This window comes from Paraburkholderia unamae, from assembly GCF_003096875.1.
GTDB classification, from domain to species: Bacteria; Pseudomonadota; Gammaproteobacteria; order Burkholderiales; family Burkholderiaceae; genus Paraburkholderia; species Paraburkholderia unamae.
On sequence record NZ_QEOB01000002.1, the window covers coordinates 36294 to 56919 of the forward strand.

The following is a 20626-nucleotide window of genomic DNA, read 5'->3' on the forward strand; positions in this document are numbered from 1 at the left end:
CTCACCCTTTGCTCAAGCGCGCGCGAGCGTGGAAAGCACGGCAACGGGCAGTCCTTGCAGCACGTCGCGCAGCAAGAGCGTGTTGCCGTCGCGCACCGTGTGCGCGGCATCGCTCAGCCAGTCGTGCAGCGTGGCCTGCGCGCAGGCTTTCGGTAGCTCGACCTTCGTGTCTTCCCAGCGTTCGGGCGCGACGAGCGGCAGGTCGCCGTCGAGCAGCCCGGCGGCCAGGTGCGTGCCGATAACGATGGCCCACTCGTTGCCGTGCTGGCGCGCGAACGCAATCACATGGCCGGCCTGCGCGCCGCTCACGGCGAGCGGCGCATATTCGCCTTCGCGCAGCAATTCCGGCGCGCGTGCGCGCAGTGCAAGCAGGCGGCGCACGGTGGCGAGCTTCACGTGTGCATTGCGCCAGTCCTTGAGTTTCGCAGCGGGCGCTTCATCGTCGAGCGCGGCCTTGCGGAGCGCATAGTCGACCGGCCGCCGGTTATCCGGATCGACGAGGCTGAAATCCCATAGTTCGGTGCCCTGATAAAGATCGGGGATGCCGGGGGACGTCATCCGCAAGACCGTTTGCAGCAGCGTATTGAGCGCGCCCGCGCTCGCCACACGCGCAACGAACCCGGCCAGTGCTTGCAGGAAGCCGTCGCGCCGCTGCGGCGCAAGAATGTCGAAGAGGAATGCCTGGCACTCCGATTCATAGGCTTCGTCGGGAGCCAGCCAGTTCGTGCGCAGCTTCGCTTCGCGCAGCGCCTTCAATTGCCATTGCGAGACGCGCTCGGCCAGGGCGCGCACGCCCGCTTCGTCGCCGGGGTCGAGTTCGGGCGGCCAGCAGCCAACGAGCGTCTGGTAGAGCATGGCCTCGGCGGTGGGGCCGGGCGACCACGCCGCGGCCGCCGTGTTGTCGTTGCGGCGGTGCGTCTGGTTCAGCGTGGACCACGCACGCAACGTGGCGCTCCATTCTCCCGCCAGTTCGCTCAGCACGGCGAGCCGCGCGCGGACGTCTTCGCCGCGCTTGTGGTCGTGGGTGGCCGTGGCCAGCAGGCCGAGCGGACGCTTTTGGCGCAGCCGGTTCGCCGCGTGGAAGTCCGGTTGCGTGCGCGTGAAATCGTCGGGGTCCGCGCCCACTTCGTTGCGCGAGAGCAGGCGGCCGTAGCGATAGAGCGCGGTGTCCTCGGTGGCCTTGGCCGCGAGCGGTGCGGTGAGCTGCGAGAACAACGCGAGGGCCGTGCGTTGCGCGATGAGCGCGTGGCTGAGCGGCGTGTTGGGCGGGGCACTGTTGCTTGCGCTCGCGCCCGCCGGTGCGGCGCGCGCCGGCTTGACGCTGTTGTTCGCGCCGCCACCGCCGTTGCCGCTGCTCGCGGCCGGTTCGGGCGCGCGTCCTCCGAGCCAGCCATCCACGAGCGCGAGCGCCGCAAGGCTTGCGCGCGGCAACGCGCGTCGTGAGGCTTCGAGCGCCACGTCGAAGAAGCGGTTGTCGAGCGAACCGCGCAGGCCGTTCGACGGATAGATCCGATACACCGGGAAATGCATCGCGAGGTGAGCCACCACGCGATGCACGGACGCATACGTCGTGTCGCGCGTGCCCGGTTGCTCGCGCGCGATGCGATGCAACGCGCGCGTCACGTGGTCGAGTTCGGCGCAGAGGTAGGCGGCCAGCATCTCGCGTCGCGCCTGGAGTGCGTAGCTCGCGAACGGGCGGTCGTCGCCGGCAATGGCGGCCCACGTTTCGGCCAGCGGCGCGGCGCCCGCAGGATCGTGCAGCAAGGCGCCCACGTCGTTCATGAAGTCGTAGCCCGTCGTGCCTTGCACGGGCCAGTCCTCGCGCAGCCATTCGCCGTGCGCGAGAATCTTTTCGACGACGATGAAGGGCGGCGTGGCGCGCAGCGAAGTGAGGCGTTGCCGCAAGCGCTCGCAATATTCGCGCGGATCGGCGAGGCCGTCGATATGGTCGATGCGCAGGCCGTCGATCACGCCGTCGGCATAAAGGCGGAACACGAGCTTGTGGACGGCCTCGAACACGTCGTGGCGCTCAACGCGCACGCCCGCGAGCGCGGTGACGTCGAAGAAGCGCCGCCAGTTCACCTCGTCGGTGGCGGTGCGCCACCAGGCAAGGCGAAAGTGCTGGCGCTCCAGCAGGCGGTGCAGTCGGTCGCGTGTCACGGGGTCGGTGCTTGCATAGGATTGCAGAACGAATTCGATCGGCTCGACGCCGGCGCGCTCGACGAACGCGCGCAACGCGTCGCGCCCGGCAGTGGCGCGGGCCTGGTCCTCGGGCTGCGTGGTGACGCCCTGGAACGGCCCGGCGAGCGTGTTGAGATCGGCGCGGTTCGCGGACTGCAACAGCGTTGCATACTCGGTCGGACAGATCGGGCACACGTGCGGCCCGTACTGCACGTAAAAGCGCGCGGCAATGGGATCGAACTTCAGCTCGATGCGTCCCGCCGCGAGTTCTTCGCCATATTGCGCGCCGAGAAAGGGCATCAGCACCTTGCCGCGCAGCGCGGGGTCGGCCGAATGCCAGTCCACGTCGAAGTGGCGCGCGTAGGCGCTGTGGCGGCCCCATTCGAGAATGTCGAGCCACCACGCATTGTGCGCGCCGCCCACGCCCATGTGATTCGGCACGAAGTCGGCGATCAGGCCCATGCCGCGCTCGTGCACCTTTGCGGCGAGACGGCGCAGCGCGCCTTCGCCGCCCAGCTCGGCGCTCACCGCGCCGTAGTCGACCGTGTCGTAGCCGTGCATCGAGCCCGGTTGCGCCGTGGTAACGGGCGAGAGGTAGAGATGGCTCACGCCGAGCGCGGCGAAATAGTCGAGCTGCGCGAGCGCGTCGTCGAATGTGAAGCCGTGATGGAGCTGCAAGCGCAGCGTCGCGCGTGGGTGTGTCATGGCGTCGGCTTCGTTTCGGGCGCGCGGGGCGCGCCGCTGGCGGATGGGTTGACCTCAGCGCCGCTCGCACCGGAGTCGGCCTGCGCGCGTGCGATGGCCTCGCGGGCGCGAACGACGGTCTCGATGCGCGCGGCGACGGCCGGATCGGTGAAGATCGACTCCACGGCGAGCGGCAATCGCCGGCGCCAGTTCGGATGTTCGTCGATCGAGCCGGGCAGATTCGGCTGGTCGGGCAGCGCCAGCAGGTCTTCGAGCGGGCAGGTGACGAGCGGGCTCGTGGTCGCCGCGACATAGCCCAGCGCGGCTTCGACGGGCGGGTCGTCCAGCGGCGGCGCACCGGCGCCGCGCGGCGCGAAGCCGGTTTGCTGCAAAGCAAGCCAAAGCGCGGCGCGATCGGTGGCGCGGCGCGCGTGGTCGAGCGCGACGGGATCTTGCCCGTCCGCGCGCGGCAGCGTCTGGCCAATACGGTTGCGCCAGTCGATATCGGCGCCGCGCCACCAGCCCGCGACCGTCGGCAGGTCGTGTGTGGTCGTCGTCGCGACGCCGTGCGGGTCCCAGCGCGAAGGCGCGAGAAAGCCCTTGCCGTCGTGCTCGAACCACAGCACGCGAATGCCGTACAGGCCGTGCGCGGCGAGCCGCTCGCGCAGGCCGGGCGGCACGGTGCCGAGGTCCTCGCCGATCACGATCGCGCGATGCCGCCACGATTCGAGCGCGATGAGCCGCACGAGGTCGTCGAACGGATAGCGCAGGTACGCGCCGTGGCGCGCGCTTTCGCCTTCGGGCACGAGCCAGAGGCGCCTCAAGCCCAGGATATGGTCGATACGCACGCCGCCCGCGTGAGCAAACGCGGCGCGCAGCATGTCGATGAACGCGCGAAAGCCGTTGTTGTGCATCGCGCGCGGCGAGAACGTGGTGAGGCCCCAGCTTTGCCCGGCCTGATTGAAGATGTCGGGCGGCGCGCCCACCGAAACGCGTTGCAACATGTCCTGCGGGAGCGACCACGCATGCGAGCCGGCGCCGTCGCAACCCACCGCGAGATCGGCGACGAGGCCGATTGCCATGCCGGCCTCGCGCGCGCTGCGCTGCGCGCCCGAAAGCCCCTCTGCCGCGAGCCATTGCAGGAAGCAGTGAAAGTCCACTTCGCGCCGGTGCTCCTGCGCGAATGTCGCCACGTCGGCGCTGCGCGGGTCGCGCAGCGGCTCGGGCCAGTCGCGCCAGTGGCGCACGGCGCCCGGCCCCGAGAGCATCGCTTCCTGGAGCGCTTCGAAGCGCGCGTGGTCTTCGAGCGCCTCGCCGCCCTGTGCGCGGAACGCCTGGAAGGCGGCCGCGCGCGGCGAGCCGTTCGCGAGCTCGTCGCGCTCGAAGCGGTCGAACAGCGCGCGCAGCACCTTGAGCTTGAGCGGCAGTGCACGCTGCCAGTCGACGAGCGGCGCGTCTTCGAGTTCGCGCCAGGCGTCGCCCGCGTTCGCGGCCACGCTCGCGTCGTGCGCGGCCCTGGCGCCGAACAGCGCGGCCGGATCGATGTGCGCGACATTGACCCAGAGGCGCGACGAGGGCGAGTAAGGGCTGAAGTGCCCAGGCTCGGCGCTGAACATCGCGTGCGTCGGGCTCACGGCGAGCGCCTGGGCGCCGCGCTGCGCGCTTTCGGCGGCGAGCGTGGCCAGCGCGGTGTAGTCGCCGATGCCGCCGTCGCCTTTGCGTCGGAGTCCATACAATTGTGCGGCGAGTCCCCAAAGCGGCGGCACGCTGCCGCTGTCGCCATGGCGCGCTCGCCAGGCGTCGGCGACCGTATGGCAGCGGGGCGGCGCGACCGCGATGGTGAGGCGATGGTCGTTGACCGTGAGCGTGTGATAGCCGGGCTCACTCAAAGGCGCGAGCAAGGCGGGCTCGCCGCGCGGCGAGGTGAAGCGCCCCTCGATATGCTCGCCGCCCTCCAGGTCGATGCGATAGTGGCTGCCCGCGCGCACGGCCGAGGGCGGCAATTCGATCGCGCTTTCGTATTCAGCGGTAATGAGTGGGGGCAGGCGTCGCGCCGATTGTTCCGCATTGAGCGCGGACGTGCTTTGCCGGATTTGCGCGGCGTTCGCGCAGGGCAGGCCCGCGCATTCGAGCAGCGTTGCCAGCGTGCTGTCGGGCACGCGCTGCACCGCACCGTGGGCGTCGGTCCATTCGACCTCGAAGCCCGCGCGCGCGGCGAGGGTCGCGAGCGTGTCGCTGCGGCGCGCCGTGCTCATGCGTGCGGCTCCTCGCGATGCACCACACGCGCATCGTGCTCGCTCGAATACGCGGGCACGTTGCCGGTGAGCCACGCAATGCATGCGCTTTCCGGCAGCACGCCGTTGTCGGCGTAATCGCGTGCGCGCCCCGGCGTTTCGAAGATCACCATGCCTTCAGGATGCGGGTCGAGCCGCACGCCGTCGCGGCCCAGGTTCAGCGCGATCGTGAGCGTTTCGCCGTCGTCGAGTCGCCAGCGCGCCACGAGCGCGGCGAGCCCGTTGGCGGCGTCGTCGGCGAGCACCGTTGCGCCGAGCGCGCGCGCGTGGCGCAGGCGCGGCATGAGCAGATGCGCGCGCACGCAGAGCGCCGACTTGTAGAAGTGCATCCATTCGAGCCGCTCGCCGTCGAGCGGCGCATCGGCGGGCGGCGACGAATTCACGAAGGTTTGCAGGTCGTTCGGATCGGGAATGCGCGCGCGGCTCGCCGCGTCGTTGAATGCGCTGAACGCCTTGAATTCGCGGCGGCGGCCTTCGCGCACCGCATCGGCGAGCGTGCCGGTGAAGGCGGTGAAGAACTGGAATGGCTGCGTCGAGCCATATTCCTCTTCCATGAAGATCAGCGGAATTTGCGGCGAAAGCAGGAGCATGGCGGTGGCGGCGCGCAAGGCGTCGTCGTCGGCGAGCGCGCGCAGGCGATCGCCTAGCGCGCGATTGCCGATCTGGTCGTGATTTTGCAGAAACGCGACGAAGGCCGTGGGCGGCAAATGCGCGCTTGGCTCGCCGCGCGGCTGGCCCGCATGCACGGGCGACGGGTCGCCCTGATACGCGAAACCTTCGCCGAGCACGCGCGCAAGCTGTGTGATGGGCGAGTCGCTGAAGGCGCGATAGTAGCCCTCCGATTCGCCGGTCAGCAGCACGTGAAAGCAGTGGTGCGCGTCGTCGTTCCATTGCGCGCTGAAGTGCGATTCGAGCAGATTGGCTTCATTGTGCTCGTTTTCCAGCACCAGGTGCACCTGGCGGCCGGGCTCCACGCGCGCCTTCACATGGTCGGCCAGCTCGCGCAACCAGTTGGTGTTGCCGATCGCATGCGCGGCGTCGATGCGCAGGCCGTCGAAGCGATATTCGGTGAGCCAGTAAAGCGCATTGTCGCAATAGAAGTCGCGCACTTCGAAGCGCTCGAAGTCGAGTGCTTCGCCCCACGGCGTTTTCACGTCCTGGCGGAAAAACGGCTTGGCATAGAGGCCGAGCCAGTTGCCGTCGGGGCCGAAGTGGTTGTACACGACGTCGATGAACATTTGCAGGCCGAGGCCGTGCGCGGTATCCACCAGCGCTTTGAGTTCGTCAGGACTGCCGTAGGCCGCGTGCGGCGCGTAGGGGAGCACGACGTCATAGCCCCAGCCTCGCTCGCCCGGATAGTCGTTGAGCGGCATGAGTTCGACGGCTGTGACGCCCAGCGCCGCGAGCGCTGGCAGGCGTTTCATCACGCCCTGGTAGCCGCCCAGGGCGCCCACGTGCAGTTCGTAGAGCACGGTTTCTTCCCACGGCCGGCCTTGCCAGTGCACGTGCTGCCACGCATAGGCGCGCGGGTCGAGCACTTCGCTCGGGCCATGCACGCCTTGTGGCTGGAAGCGCGAAGCGGGGTCGGGTACGCGTTGCCGGCCGTCTATGCAATAGCGATAGAGCGTGCCGGGCCCGCAGGGCGCCTGCGCTTCGAACCAGCCGTTGCCGCTCGCCGTCATGTCGAGCGGCGGCGCGTCACCAACGTTTTCGAACACGATCTGCACCGTTTGACACGAAGGCGCCCAGAAGCGAAAGCGCGTGTGCGGCTGTGCGTGCGCGGCGCCGATCAACTGCGCGCCGAACGGCAGGCAATGCATGTAGTGACGGTCGTGCGGATCTTGCGAAAGCGGGGACATGTTGGCTTCCTGATGGCTTCCTGTACTTATCCGGCGGGCGTTGCGTCGGGGCCCGGGCTGGATGCATCCGGTGCGCGGCGCGGGTCCGGCGCGGGCGTGTCCTTGCGCGTGTCGTGCGGCCGGCGTGTGTCTTGCCGCGCCGGCCGCGCGCACAGCACCACGAGCGCGCGCGCGGCCAGTTCGTACGTCGTGTCGGGCAGCGCGTAGGGCACGGCATCGGGGCGCGCGGTGTCGATCAGCACCTCCCATGCCATGCGCGGCGCCGGCGCGACGAACGTCACCGCCCCCTGCGAAGCGTTCAGCATCATCAACAATACTTCCATTTCGCCCTCGCGTCCCGCTCCGGCGCGCCGCATCGTGAAGGCGAGCGCCTCGGGGTCTTGCCATGCCTCGGGCGAGAGCGGCTCGCCGCGTTCGTCGAACCAGTCGATGTCGTGCACGCCGGGCAGCAACTCGCGCTCGCCAAACAGGAAACGCGTTTCGCGCAGCAAGGGATGGTCGCGGCGCAACGCGATCACGCGCGCGGCGAAACGCATCATCGCCTTGCCCTGGGGTGTTTCGGCGAGCGCCCAGTCGAACCACGAGATGTCGTTGTCCTGGCAGTAGGCGTTGTTGTTGCCGCGCTGCGTGCGCCCGGCTTCGTCGCCGGCCAGCAGCATGGGCGTGCCGATCGCCACGAAAAGCGTGGCGAGCATCGAGCGCGCCACGCGCGCGCGCGTAGCGAGAATGGCCGGGTCGTCGGTCGGGCCTTCTTCGCCCCAGTTCGCACTCCAGTTCTCGTTGTGGCCGTCGCGGTTTTCTTCGCCGTTGGCTTCGTTGTGCTTTCGGTCATACGAAACGAGGTCGGCGAGCGTGAAGCCGTCGTGCGAAGTGATGAAATTGACCGATGCCCAGGGGCGGCGCTTGCGTTTGTCGAACAGATCGGCGCTGCCGGTCAAGCGCGCGGCGAGGTCGGCGCGCTGGCCCGGCGCGCCGCGCCAGTAGCGGCGCACGCTGTCACGAAAGCGGTCGTTCCATTCGGAGAAGCCCGGTGGATGGTTGCCGAGCTGGTAGCCGCCGGGGCCCACGTCCCACGGCTCGGAAATCAGTTTGCAGCGCGACAGCACGGGGTCCTGGCGCAGCACGTCGAAGAAGCCGCCGTTCGGGTCGAAGCCCGAGGGCTCACGCCCGAGCGTCACGCCAAGGTCGAAGCGAAAGCCGTCGATACCGTACGAGGTGGCCCAGTGACGCAGCGAATCGGCGACCATTTGCAGCACGCGGGGATGCGAGAGATTGAGCGTGTTGCCGCAGCCCGTGTCGTTGATGAAGTGGCGCTCGTCGCCGGGCACGCAGCGGTAGTAGCTCGCGTTGTCGAGACCTCGCCACGAAACCGTGGGGCCCATTTCGCCGCCTTCGCAGGTGTGGTTATAGACCACGTCGAGAAACACCTCGATGCCCGCCGCATGGAGTTGCCGCACGGCAATACGCATTTCGTCGGTGTCGTAGCCCACGAGGTAGCTCGGCTCGGGCGCGAAGAACGCGGCCGGGTTGTAGCCCCAGTAGTTGCGCAGTCCACGATCGATGAGAAAGCGCTCCGTGAGAAAGGTATGGACCGGCAAGAGTTCGACGGCCGTCACGCCAAGCTTGTGCAGATGGTCGATGAAGCGCGGCGCGGCGAGCCCGGCGAAGGTGCCGCGCATGTGCGTGCGCATTTCGTGGCGCTGCATGGAGAGCCCGCGCAGATGCGCTTCGTAAATCACCGTCTCGCCCCAGGGCGTGTCGGGGCGCCGGTCGCGCGACCAGTCGAAGTTGTCGTTGACGACCACGCACTTGGGCATGGCCGGCGCCGAGTCGCGCCGGTCGATCGAAAGGTCCACGCGGTTCGAATGCGCGCGATAGCCGTAAAGCGTGTCGGACCAGCGGAACTGGCCGATGAGTTGCCTTGCGTAGGGGTCGATGAGCAGCTTGTGGGGATTGAAGCGATGCCCGAGATGAGGCTGATACGGGCCGTGCGCGCGCAGGCCGTAGACCGTGCCCGGATGCGCGCCGGGCAAATAGCCATGCCACACTTCGTCGGTGCATTCGGGCAAGGTGTAGCGCGTGCGTTCCTTGCGGCCGGTGGGGTCGAACAGGCATAGCTCGATGCGCCACGCGTGCGCCGAGAACACGGCGAAGTTGGTGCCGAGCCCGTCCCACGTTGCGCCGAGCGGCCACGGCGAGCCCGGCAGCAGGCGCTCAGGTGGACCATTTGCCATGACGATGCTCCGTGTGTTGTTCTTCGTGATGCATCGGGTTCCTGATTAACATACGTCGCGGCGCGGCCGCCCGTGTCTAGCGGCGCAGGCGCAACACCAGCGTGCCGAGCGGCGGCAGCACGAGCGCGGCCGACTGCGGCTTGCCATGGCTTGCCACGCCCTCGGTGCTGACGAGGCCCCCGTTGCCGATGTTCGAGCCGCCGTAGACTTCGGCGTCGGTGTTGAGCACCTCTTCCCACTGGCCGGGCTGCGGCATGCCGATTCGGTAGCCGTGGCGCGGCACCGGCGTGAAGTTGCAGATGGCCACGACTTCGCGGCCCGTGCCGTCCACACGGCGCCACGCGAGCACGCTGTTTTCGCTGTCGTCGCCGACGATCCATTCGAAGCCGCCCGGCTCCGCGTCGAGCGTGTAGAGCGCGGGCTCGCCGGCATAGAGGTGGTTCAGGTCGCGCACGAGCGTTTGCACGCCGCGGTGCAGCGGGTCGTCGAGCAGGTTCCAGTGCGGCGTGCCGTCGTGATCGAACTCGGCCATCTGGCCGAACTCGCCGCCCATGAAGAGCAGCTTTTTGCCGGGGTGCGCCCACATGAAGCCGAAATACGCGCGCAGGTTCGCGAACTTCTGCCAGCGGTCGCCCGGCATCTTGCCGAGCAGCGAGCCCTTGCCGTGCACCACTTCGTCGTGCGACAGCGGCAGCACGAAGCGCTCCGACCATGCGTAGACCATCGCGAACGTCATCATGTGATGGTGATAACGCCGGTACACCGGGTCTTCGTGCATGTAGTGCAGCGTGTCGTGCATCCAGCCCATGTTCCACTTGAACTGGAAGCCGAGGCCGCCGTCCTCGGGGCGCGCCGTGACGCCGGGCCACGCCGTGGATTCCTCGGCAATGGTGATGACGCCGGGGCGCTGCGGCACATACTGCGTTTCGTGGTTGAGGCGCTTGAGAAACGCGATCGATTCGAGATTCTCGCGGCCGCCGTAGATATTGGGCACCCATTCGCCTTGCGCGCGAGAGTAGTCGCGATAGAGCATGGAGGCGACGGCGTCCACGCGCAGGCCGTCCACGTGATAGCGCATGAGCCACGCGAGGCCCGACGCGATCAGGAACGCGCTCACCTCGCGACGGCCGAGGTTGTAGATCATCGTGTTCCAGTCGGGGTGATAGCCTTCGCGCGGATCGGCGTGCTCGTAGAGCGCGGTGCCGTCGAAATCGATCAGGCCGTGCGCGTCGTTCGGAAAGTGCGCGGGCACCCAGTCGAGAATCACGCCGAGACCCGCCTCATGCGCGCGATCGACGAACGCCGCGAAGTCGACGGGCGAGCCGAGGCGCGCGGTGGGCGCGAACTGCGCAAGCGGCTGATAGCCCCACGACCCGCCGAACGGATGTTCCGCCACGGGCATTAATTCGAGGTGCGTGAAGCCCATGCCTTGCGCGTAGGGAATCAGGCGCTCGGCGAGCGCGCCCCAGTCGGGCGCGGGCGCATCGGCGCCCTGGGTGGGCAGCCACGAAGGCGCGTGCACTTCGTACACCGACATCGCTGAGCGTGCGTTCTGGCGTTCGCCACGCGTTTGCAGCCACTCCTGGTCGCGCCACGCGTAGTGGTCGAGCGCGTCGACGGGCGCGACGATCGACGCCGTGCCCGGCGGGCATTCTGTTTGCAGCGCGCAAGGGTCGGCCTTGAGCGGCAGCACCACGTCGCGCGCGCCGAGGATCTCGTACTTGTAGCGCGCGCCCGGTGCCACGCGCGGAATGAACAGCTCCCACACGCCCGCCTCGTGGCGCAGCCGCATGGGGTGACGCCGCCCGTCCCACGCATTGAAGTCGCCCACCACGGAGACGCGTTTCGCGTTCGGCGCCCACACGGCGAAGCGCGTGCCGGGCACGCCGTCGCAGAGCGTGGCGCGCGCGCCGAGGCATTCGAGCACGGCATACGGGTCGCCGTCGGCGAGACGCACGAGTGCTTCATGCGAAAGCTGCGCGCCGAATGAGTAGGTATCCTCTATTTCCTGGCTGACGCCTTGCCAGTCGATCACGAGGCGATACGGTACCGCCTCGGCGAGCGGTCCGGCAAAGAGGCCCGCGGGATGCACGAGCGTAAGCTCGCCCAGCGTGTGGGCGCGGTCGCGCGCCACGACACTCGCGCCTGCCGCGTTGGGCAGCCACGCGCGCACATAGGGCGTGCCGTCCACCCAGTGCAGCCCGAGCACGGCGAAGGGATCGACGTGGCGAGCGCTCGCCAGCGCTTCGGCATCGTGCGGATTCAGGCCGGCGTGCGGCGTGCGTTCAGCCATGGCCGCCTCCGCCGGAATGCGCGTGCGCGGTGTGCACGGGCGGGGGTTCGAGCAGACGTGCGGCGAGCGCCGCGAGTCCGCGGATCGGCAAGGCGAGCCACGTGGGACGGTTGGCGGCCTCGTAGCGGATCTCGTAGGCGGCCTTCTCGATCAGGAACAGGTCGAGCAGCGGCTGCTCGTGCGATGCGCCCACGAGCATGAGCGGCGCTTCGGCCACGGCCGCGCGGTACTGGCTGAGGAAGGCCTCGGCGGCAAAGCCGCGGAAGCGCTCGAACAGCGCGCGTTTGCGATCGACCACGGGCATCGGCGCGTTTTCGATGGTCGATTGCGCGGCCGCACCCGCATACGAGAGCGAGCGCAGCAGGCCCGCCACGTCGCGCAGCGGCGAAGCTTTGGCGCGCCGGTAGTCGAGCGCGCGCGCGGGCTCGCCTTCGAAGTCGATCAGATACGCGTCGCCTTGCGCGAGCAGCACCTGGCCCAGGTGGAAGTCGCCGTGAATACGGATGCGCGACGCCTTGGCATCGAGCGGTACGAGTGCGTCGACCTTCGCGACCAGCGCCTTGCGGCGCTCGATCAGGCCGCGTGCGAGTTCGCGGGCATCGTCGTCGAGCGTGTGATCGTCTTCGCCGGTGTGGCGCGCGACGATGTCGAGCGCTTCGGCGAGCATCGACTGCGTGTCGGCGACCCATGCACGCACGTCGTCGGGCGTGGCGGGGACGGGCGCGAACGCCTCGTCGTCGGTGGGCGAGGCGAGCGCGGCGTGCAGTTCGCCAAGGCGCTTGCCGATCGCGCCGATCACCGCGCAGTAGCCCTGCACGGCTTCGTCTTCGTGCGCCTGATCGACGCTCGTGTCGTCGTCCACGGCGAGCGCGAGTTCGTCGATCGTGCGGCGCAGGTAATCGAGCGCCCAGTCCCACGCGTTGCCCTGGTTGTCGATGTAGCCCTGCATGATGATGAGCGTATGCGGCACGCCCGCGGGGTCGACGCGCACCACCTCGCCATAGAGCGGCGCAGTGTTCGCGTAGCCGAGCTTCGTGAGATAGCGGCTCATTTCCGCTTCGGGGTGCACGCCCGCCATGAGGCGGCGCACGATCTTGAGCACGAGCGTTTCCGCGATCACGAGCGAACTGTTGCTCTGCTCGGCGGCGAGCCAGCGCACCTCGGGCGCGTCGCCCAGGTCGAGTTCGTCGAGCCGCGCGGTGGGCTCGAAACGGATCGTGCTCTGCTGCACCGTGGGCACGGCCGCGCGCTCGCGCAGCTTGCGCAGCACGCCGTAGGCGAACCAGGGCAGCGAGAAGGCATCGGTGAGGTAGCCCACCGTGCGGCCGCGCCGCACGCGCGAGAGCGCGAGCTGGATATGCAGCGGCGTGGTGGTGTCGGTGCCCCACGTGATCGCGATGGGCAGCACGTAGCGCTCGCTCGTGCCGTCCGCAAGCTCGGCCTCGATCTCCGTGAACGCGAAGCCCGCGCCGTGGATCGTCGTGAGCGCGGCAAGGCGCACCGCGCGCAGCGGTTTGTCTTTCGAGGCGAACCAGCGCCGCCGCGAGAGCCACGAAGGCAGCACTTCCGATTCGAGCAGCCGCACGTTTTCGGGTGTCGCGCCGGTTTGCCCTTCGCGTATCACCACGGTCACGAATTCGGGCAGTTGCTCCGAGGTCGGCTGGCTCCACGAAGGTCGCTGGTTGCCGGGGCACAGGAGGAACCACAGAAAGCCGTACGGCGGGAAGGTCAGCAGATAAGGCAGTTGACCGATGGGCGGGAACACGGAATCCGCCGTCATTTCGACGGGGGCGGTGCCCGCGAATTCGGACAGGTCGAGCTCGACGGCCTGCGGCGCGCGCGACAGATTCGCCACGCACAGAATGGACGCTTCGCCGGGCATTTCGCGCAGGTACGCGAGGATCTTGCGATTGGCGGGCCGCAGGAAGCGAATCGAGCCGCGCCCGAACGCCTGCTTCGCGCGGCGCGTGGCGAGCATGCGGCGCGTCCAGTTGAGCAGCGAATGCGGGTCGCGGCTTTGCGCTTCCACGTTGATCGCGTCGTAGCCGTAGAGCGAGCCCATGAGCGGCGGCAGCACGAGCTGTTCGGGGTCGGCGCGGGAGAAGCCGCCGTTGCGGTCCGACGACCACTGCATGGGGGTGCGCACGCCGTCGCGGTCGCCCAGGTGGATGTTGTCGCCCATGCCGAGTTCGTCGCCGTAATAGATCACGGGCGTGCCCGGCATCGAGAGCAGCAGCGAATTGATCAGCTCGATGCGGCGGCGGTCGCGTTCCATGAGCGGCGCGAGGCGGCGGCGAATGCCGAGATTCAGGCGCGCGCGGCGGTCGCTCGCATAGGTGGTCCAGAGATAGTCTCGTTCGGAGTCCGTAACCATCTCCAGCGTCAGCTCGTCGTGATTGCGCAGGAAAATCGCCCATTGGCAGCTTTCCAGCAAGTCCGGCGTCTGCTTCATGATGTCGATGATCGGAAAACGGTCCTCGCTCGCGATCGCCATGTACAGGCGCGGCATCAGCGGGAAGTGGAACGCCATGTGGCATTCGTCTTCGTTGCCGAAATACTCCTGCACGTCTTCGGGCCACTGGTTCGCTTCGGCCAGCAGCATGCGGTTCGGGTAATGCTTGTCGATGGTCGCGCGAATCTGCTTGAGAATGGCGTGCGTCTCGGGCAGGTTTTCGTTGTTCGTGCCTTCGCGTTCCACGAGATAGGGCACGGCGTCGAGGCGCAGCCCGTCTATGCCCATGTCGAGCCAGAAGCGCATGACATGCAACACTTCGCGCAGCACGGCCGGGTTGTCGAAGTTCAGGTCGGGCTGGTGCGAGTAGAACCGGTGCCAGTAGTACGCGCCCGCAATGGGGTCGTGCGTCCAGTTCGACGGCTCCGTGTCGATGAAGATGATGCGCGTGCCCTGGTACTTATGGTCGGTATCGGACCACACATAGTAGTTGCGATGATTCGAGCCCGGCTTCGCGCGGCGTGCGCGCTGGAACCACGGGTGCTGGTCGGAGGTGTGGTTGATGACGAGTTCGGTGATCACGCGAATGCCGCGCGCGTGCGCCTCCTGAATGAAGCGGCGCACGTCGGCCAACTGGCCGTAGTCGGGATGCACGTTGCGATAGTCGGCGATGTCGTAGCCGTCGTCGCGCCGCGGCGAGGGGTAGAAGGGCAGCAGCCAGATGGCCGTCACACCCAGGCCTGCGATGTAGTCGAGCTTGGCGAGCAGGCCGGGGAAGTCGCCCACGCCGTCGTTGTTCGAGTCGTAGAACGATTTCACGTGCACCTGGTAGATCACCGCGTCCTTGTACCAGAGCGGGTCGTCGGTGAGCAGCGAAGCCTTGCCGCGCCGTTGCGTGGCGCGCTCATCGCGCTGATGCGTGTCGGGAACGGTCGGGTCGCGCGTGACGGTCTGCACGTTGGTTGCCACGGGCTCGTGCGTTGCGGGGTCGCGTTTCATGTCGCTCCTCCGGGCGGGAAGTCGGCATCGAGTTCGGGATGACCCTCGATGTGTTCATCTGCGTGGTCGGTCGGCGCCTCGCGCGGCAAGCCGTTCACCGGCTCGATGCGCCAGATCGCGAAGGGGCGCGTATGCGGGTCGAGCCGCACGTGCTGCCAGCGGCCATGCCATTCGAAACGCTCGCCCGTCATTTCATCGACGACGTTGAGCGTGGCGTGGTCGTCGAGGTGCCAGCGCTGGAACGTCGTCCACGACAGGTCGAAGTCGGCGCCCTGTTCGTTGAAGGCGTCGAGATTGATCGCCACCACGATCACGTTGTCGCGAGCGGGCGTGGCCTTCTCGAAGCAGAGCAGCGAGTCGTTGCGCGCGTCGAGGAAGGTGATGCCGAGATGCGTGTGCAGCGCCGGGTTGGCGCGGCGTATGCGGTTGAGCGCGGCGATCTCGTCCACGATGTTGCCGGGGCGATGCCAGTCCCATGCGCGCAACTGATACTTTTCGGAGTCCAGATATTCCTCCGAATTGGGCAGTGCGCGTCCTTCGCACAGCTCGAACCCGCAATACACGCCCCAGAGCCCCGCAAGCGTGGCGGCCAGCGCCGCGCGAATCAGGAAGCTCGAACGCGCGCCGGTTTGCAGATGGCGCGGATTGATGTCGGGCGTGTTGACGAAGAAGTTGGGACGGTAGAAGTCGCGCACCTCGGTTTGCGTGAGTTCCGTGAGGTACTCGGTGAAATCGCGTTTCGATTCGCGCCACGTGAAATACGTGTACGACTGCGAGAAGCCGATCTTGGCGAGCCGGTACATGAGGCGCGGCCGCGTGAACGCTTCGGAGAGAAAGATCACGTCGGGGTGGCGCGCGCGCACGTCGCCGATCATCCATTCCCAGAACGGCAGGGGCTTCGTGTGCGGGTTGTCCACGCGGAAAATGCGCACCCCCGTGTCGACCCAGAGCAGAATCGCGTCGCGCAGCGCGAGCCACAAATCGGGCTTCGAATCGGGCGCGTAGAACTCTGGGTTCACGATGTCCTGATACTTCTTCGGCGGATTCTCGGCGTAGCGCAGCGTGCCGTCGGGCCGCCATGCGAACCAGGTCGGATGCGCTTTCAGCCACGGGTGATCCGGCGAGCATTGAATCGCGAAGTCGAGCGCGATTTCGAGGCCTTGTTCGTGCGCCGCCGCCTGCATGCGGCAGAAGTCCTCCAGCGTGCCCAGTTGAGGATGCACGGCGGTGTGCCCGCCTTCGGCCGCGCCGATCGCATAGGGGCTGCCCACGTCGCCGGGCTGCGCCGTGAGCGAGTTGTTGCGCCCCTTGCGGTTCGCGAGGCCGATGGGGTGGATCGGCGGGAAGTACAGCACGTCGAAGCCCATGGCGCGGATGCGCGGCATCTTCGCGATCACGTCGTCGAACGTGCCGTGGCGCGACTCGTCGTCGCTCATCGAGCGCGGGAAGATCTCGTACCAGCTCGCAAAGCGCGCGGCGCTGCGCTCGGCGTCCACGCGATTCACGATCGTGTCGCGCGAGAGGAACGGGCGGTGGCGCGCGGCGCGCACGGCGGCGGCCGTGGCGGGCGCGGCGATGATCGCGCAACGTGTTTCGGTGTCCGCACCCATGAAGCGCTTGACAATTGCGTCGAGTTCCTCGGCGGTGTGCTTGCGGGCTTCGCCGTCCGCGTCCGAGGTCTCGGCGGTGGCGAGCACGAGCGCGAGCAGGCGGCTCGCTTCCTCCAGCTCCAGATTCACGGGCTGATTCGCGGCGCGCTTTTTCTGGAGATGGTCGGCGAGCGAGGCGTAGTCGTCGCGCCATGCGATCACCACATGCTCGTAGCGTCCCACGCGCTCCAGCGGGAAATGGCCGGCCCACAGGTCGGTGCCCGCAGGCGGCACGGGCGTCATGGGCGACTCGTGCCACGCGGTTTCGTCGGCGGCGCGCCAGAGCACGGCGGCGTCGATGCGATCGTGGCCTTCGGCGAAGATCGCCGCGCGTACTTCGCAACGCTCGCCCACGGTGCGCTTCGCGACGAAGCGGCCGTGATCGACCGAGGGCGTCGCGCTCTCGATCGCGATGCGCGACGCGGCGATCGCCTCCATCACGCTCTTGTGCCCGCTCGTTTCCGACTTGCCGCGATCCTCGGGCGGCGCGAGCGCGACGGGCGGGCTCGCGAGCGCGCGGAAGATCCAGCATGCGCCGGCGGGCAGCGTGAAGGTGTCGGGTATCGCGCTCGCATCGCGCCGTTCGGGCGTGCGCGCGCCGCGCAGGGTTTGCGCGTCGAGCGGCGCGAAGCGCGTGAAGCCGCCCGGCACGCCGTCGAGCAGGCGCGTCATGTCCACACGCACCGGTGCGGCGAGCGCGGGATTGATGAGCGTGAGGAGCGCGTCGCCCGCCTCGCGCAGGTCCGCGCGGTCGCCGCGCAACAGGGCGGCGACGCTCGCGCCGGGACCGTTGAGGGCACGCAGCTCGCCATTGGTTTGCAACGTCCACGTTTCGCGTTGCAGCGCGTTGGCGTGCGCGACGTCGGCGCTCAGATCGAAGGGCGCGCGCGCCCTGGCCGCCTCCCATGCTTGCGCGTGGTTGCCGCTGTGCGCGGTCGCTTCGTCCACGCCGTATTCGAATCCCATCGGCATGAGCCAGCCGGTGCCGAGCGCGGCCGCCGCGCGCAGCATGCGGCGGTACGCGCGCTCCACGGCGCGGGCGTCGGCGGCGCCTTCCTGGTCGTGTGCATAGCGCGCGCCATAGGGCGGCTCTGGAAACGTTATCGGCGAGCCCACGCGGCGCAACGCGGCGTGTTCCTCGACCATCCAGCTGGAGGAGAAGTCCCACCAGCGTAGCGAGGAGAAAGCCGCGTCGAAGCCCGCGCTTTCGAGGTGCATGAGCGCCTCGCGCGGCAGGCCCGGCGTGGCGGCGAGCCAGCGCGTTTGGGGAAAGCGCGCGCGCACGGCGTCGAAGATCGCGCGCAGCACCTGCGGCGGCGTGCGATGCGGCGAGTCGATGCGAAAGCCGCCTATGCCCGCCTCGACGAGCGCGATGGCGCGCGCGGTCCACCAGGCGGCGAGCGGCGCGCCCGCACGCTCGAAGTCTGAGTAGGCGACGTTGGCTTCATGGTGGCCGTGGCGCGGATCGAGTCGCGCGTCCTCGGGCTCGAACGGATGGAACCATTCGGGGTGAGCCGCGTAGAGCGCGCCGTCGGCGGCGCTGCGGTCGAGCACGAGGTCCGCGAGCAGCGTGACGCCGCACGCCTGCGCCGCGAGGGCGAGTTCGCGCAGGGCGTCGTCGGCGGATTGCGACGTGCCGAAGGCAGGGTGCAGACGCGCGTGATCGGCGACGATGCGGTCGTCGCCCGAAGCCCCCGGCGCGAACAGCGCGCCGATCAGGACGTGGTCGAAGCCCAGTGACGCGGCGCGTTCGAACTGCGCCGGCCAGGCGTCGAGCGGCCCGACAAGGACGGAATGGACGAAGTAGATCCGCGGCGCATAGGCGTGGGGAGGTTCCATCGGTCGTATTCCAGGTACGTCAGGCGACGGGGATGCAAAACGGCGTTAGCCGGAATGCGATCACGCCGCCCGTGGGCTGCCGGAGCGTGCCGCGCTGCGCGTGGTGGACAGGCACATGCTGTTCAATGTAGTGCAAGAGCAGGCCGGAACCAAACCGCGTGCGCCGCGCGGCGACTTGCGAACGAGGGCAGCAAGGCACATGCCCAAACGCGGGGCGCGCGCGTGGCTCACGAATGTCTCACGAATGTCTCACGAATGGCTCTTGAATGGCCCGCCAGCCGCCGGTGCAAAGCGTGTGTGCACCACGAAGGGACATCACCGGCAACACTTGCCGGTATCCGTTGCAGTGCCCGGCCGTGCGGGTCAGCCGCCCACCATGCTGGCTGCGATGTTCACGCACAGTCCTAGCACAGAAACATTGAAATAGAACGACAGAATGGATTGCGCAAGCACACCGCGCCGCGCGTTGCGCCCGCGCAGGCCGACGTCGGCCGTTTGCGAGGCGCAGGCGATGGTGAACGAAAAGTACAGGAAGTCCCAGTAATTCGGCGTGAGCTTTTCGTCGGGAAACGCGAGCGCGGGCGCTGCGGGATCGGAGCCGTAATAAAGACGTGCGTAATGCAGCGTGAAGATGGTGGGAATGAGAAACCACGCGCCGATCAGCGTGAGGCCCGTGAGCAGCGAATGCAGCACTTTCGAGGCCGTGCCGAGGTCTTTCGTGGTGCCCAGTTCGAGCACGATCGCGACGATGCTCGCCACCGTCGCCGTGCAGATGAGGAACAGCACCGTGCCCGCGTTTTCGTCTTCGCGCTGGGCGTTCTGGCGCACGCTCTCTTCGTTTGCGAACGCCATGTGAATCCAGATCAGCGCGAGGTAGGTCCAGATCGCCGCGTCCCAGCCCATGAGGATGCGCGCGGAAGGGCGGATCGCGGCCGGCACGAGCGCGCCGAGCACGATGCCCACGGCGATGCCGATCATCAGATGCGGCCGGTTGCGTAGCACCTGCGGATAGAGGTTCATGGCGTATGGCGTGGCGCGCGGTGGCGCGTGGTGGCGGGTAGTGACGCGCGGTGGCGCTGGTGGCGTAATGTTGCGGCGATTCTACCTTGCATGAAAGTGCCGTTGCGACGCGCCGTTATACCGGGCATCGAACCTTTCGGTTTGTCTTGGAGGGGCGGAAGAGGCTATATTGCTTGCGCAACGCGGCAACGTTCCTTTCATCGCAGGCGCGGCGCAGGCCCGAAGCGCATCTGGCACACGCGCCTGGACCATGCACGCAGCACGACGATTGCGAACGTTATACGTGAATTGCGCCGCCCGCGCCGGCGGCAAGCGTGTTTCGCCCCCATGCGGGATCGCTCGCGGGGATCGACCTCATCTGGAGTGCTCATGACAGATGCGACACAACACGGGACGTCCCAGGCGCCGTACGACCTTCCCGCCGCGCCCGGCCGCCCTGGCCGCCGCCGCTTCGTAACCGGTGCGTGCGCGGCGGCGCTGCTTGCTTTCGCGGCCGCCGGGCGCTCCGGCGCACCCTTTGGCATGGGCCGCGCGCTCGCGGCCACGCCTGCTACCGGTTCAGGCGCGGACAGCGGCTACGACGCCTTCATCAAGCTCTCGCAACACCTCACTGGCCGCACCGGCTTCGACACGGTGCTCGGCCAGCGCGTCTATGCCGCGCTCGCCCGCGCGAGCAGCCAGTTCGAGGCGAACGTCGCCTCCCTCGGCACCTGGCTGCAAGGCCACGGCGGCGTGCCCTCCGACACGGTGACCGCCGCGCTCAAGACCGATCAGCCCGAACTCGCCTCGACCGTGGGCGACATCATGCGCGCGTGGTATCTCGGGCTCGTGGGCGAGATGCCGCATGTGCAGGTGGTGGCCTATGAAAAGGCGCTGATGTTCGATCCGGTCAGCGACGTGCTGACGATTCCCTCGTATTGCCGTGACGTGCCGTTCTACTGGACGCTGAAACCCGCAGGCGGGTGACGCCAATGACGGAATAACGCAACACGCAGTTGCCGGCGGCGCCATGCGCGGCCGGAAGACCTCGCAGCGGCTGCCTCTCGCACAGCTGCCGGCGCGTCGCCTTCGCGATGCATCGGCGGACATAACAGGCCGCGCCGGGTCCCCACAACGAAAGCC

The 20626-nt window shown here is 68.2% G+C and carries 9 protein-coding genes; 1 reads left to right on the forward strand and 8 read right to left on the reverse strand.

The genetic code is table 11. The annotated features are described in order from the left end of the window. Positions 1 to 12: 12 nt before the first annotated feature. The 8 genes from treY to C7402_RS04145 all read right to left on the reverse strand — a co-directional run bounded on the left by treY (position 13) and on the right by C7402_RS04145 (position 19504). The gene (gene treY, locus C7402_RS04110) at positions 13 to 2886 is read right to left on the reverse strand and encodes a malto-oligosyltrehalose synthase (protein ID WP_116609705.1); all 2874 of its coding nucleotides are present in this window, start codon (positions 2884 to 2886) and stop codon (positions 13 to 15) included. Continuing rightward, positions 2883 to 5120: a 4-alpha-glucanotransferase gene (malQ, locus tag C7402_RS04115; RefSeq protein WP_116609706.1), complete on the reverse strand. Its 2238-nt coding sequence runs from the start codon at positions 5118 to 5120 to the stop codon at positions 2883 to 2885. Before malQ ends, treY begins: the two co-directional genes overlap by 4 nt. Beyond that, positions 5117 to 7018, reverse strand: a complete 1902-nt coding sequence (gene treZ, locus C7402_RS04120; RefSeq protein ID WP_116609707.1) for a malto-oligosyltrehalose trehalohydrolase — start codon at positions 7016 to 7018, stop codon at positions 5117 to 5119. Before treZ ends, malQ begins: the two co-directional genes overlap by 4 nt. Before the next feature lie 26 nt (positions 7019 to 7044). Next, positions 7045 to 9252 carry a glycogen debranching protein GlgX gene (glgX, locus tag C7402_RS04125; RefSeq protein ID WP_116609708.1) on the reverse strand — a complete coding sequence of 736 codons (2208 nt, stop codon included), beginning with the start codon at positions 9250 to 9252 and terminating at the stop codon, positions 7045 to 7047. 76 nt (positions 9253 to 9328) lie between these two features. Then, entirely contained in the window at positions 9329 to 11545 is a 2217-nt protein-coding gene (gene glgB, locus C7402_RS04130; RefSeq protein WP_116609709.1) for a 1,4-alpha-glucan branching protein GlgB, read from the reverse strand. After that, positions 11538 to 14996 carry a maltose alpha-D-glucosyltransferase gene (gene treS / locus C7402_RS04135; protein ID WP_116609710.1) on the reverse strand — a complete coding sequence of 1153 codons (3459 nt, stop codon included), beginning with the start codon at positions 14994 to 14996 and terminating at the stop codon, positions 11538 to 11540. The genes glgB and treS overlap by 8 nt, the downstream gene beginning before the upstream one ends. After that, positions 14993 to 18484, reverse strand: a complete 3492-nt coding sequence (locus C7402_RS04140; protein WP_116609711.1) for a maltotransferase domain-containing protein — start codon at positions 18482 to 18484, stop codon at positions 14993 to 14995. The genes treS and C7402_RS04140 overlap by 4 nt, the downstream gene beginning before the upstream one ends. 363 nt (positions 18485 to 18847) lie before the next feature. Further along, positions 18848 to 19504, reverse strand: coding sequence for a DUF1345 domain-containing protein (locus C7402_RS04145; protein WP_116609712.1), 657 nt, complete (start codon positions 19502 to 19504; stop codon positions 18848 to 18850). A gap of 369 nt (positions 19505 to 19873) precedes the next feature. Between C7402_RS04145 and C7402_RS04150 the strand changes: the two genes are divergently transcribed. Then, positions 19874 to 20470, forward strand: coding sequence for a sugar dehydrogenase complex small subunit (locus C7402_RS04150; protein WP_165841778.1), 597 nt, complete (start codon positions 19874 to 19876; stop codon positions 20468 to 20470). Positions 20471 to 20626: the final 156 nt, after the last annotated feature.

Bases quoted from the DNA above. Each gene is read 5' to 3' on its own strand.
- treY (WP_116609705.1), bottom strand. From the start codon at position 2,886: ATGACACACCCACGCGCGACGCTGCGCTTGCAGCTCCATCACGGCTTC.
- malQ (WP_116609706.1), bottom strand. From the start codon at position 5,120: ATGAGCACGGCGCGCCGCAGCGACACGCTCGCGACCCTCGCCGCGCGC.
- treZ (WP_116609707.1), bottom strand. From the start codon at position 7,018: ATGTCCCCGCTTTCGCAAGATCCGCACGACCGTCACTACATGCATTGC.
- glgX (WP_116609708.1), bottom strand. From the start codon at position 9,252: ATGGCAAATGGTCCACCTGAGCGCCTGCTGCCGGGCTCGCCGTGGCCG.
- glgB (WP_116609709.1), bottom strand. From the start codon at position 11,545: ATGGCTGAACGCACGCCGCACGCCGGCCTGAATCCGCACGATGCCGAA.
- treS (WP_116609710.1), bottom strand. From the start codon at position 14,996: ATGAAACGCGACCCCGCAACGCACGAGCCCGTGGCAACCAACGTGCAG.
- C7402_RS04140 (WP_116609711.1), bottom strand. From the start codon at position 18,484: ATGGAACCTCCCCACGCCTATGCGCCGCGGATCTACTTCGTCCATTCC.
- C7402_RS04145 (WP_116609712.1), bottom strand. From the start codon at position 19,504: ATGAACCTCTATCCGCAGGTGCTACGCAACCGGCCGCATCTGATGATC.
- C7402_RS04150 (WP_165841778.1), top strand. From the start codon at position 19,874: ATGACAGATGCGACACAACACGGGACGTCCCAGGCGCCGTACGACCTT.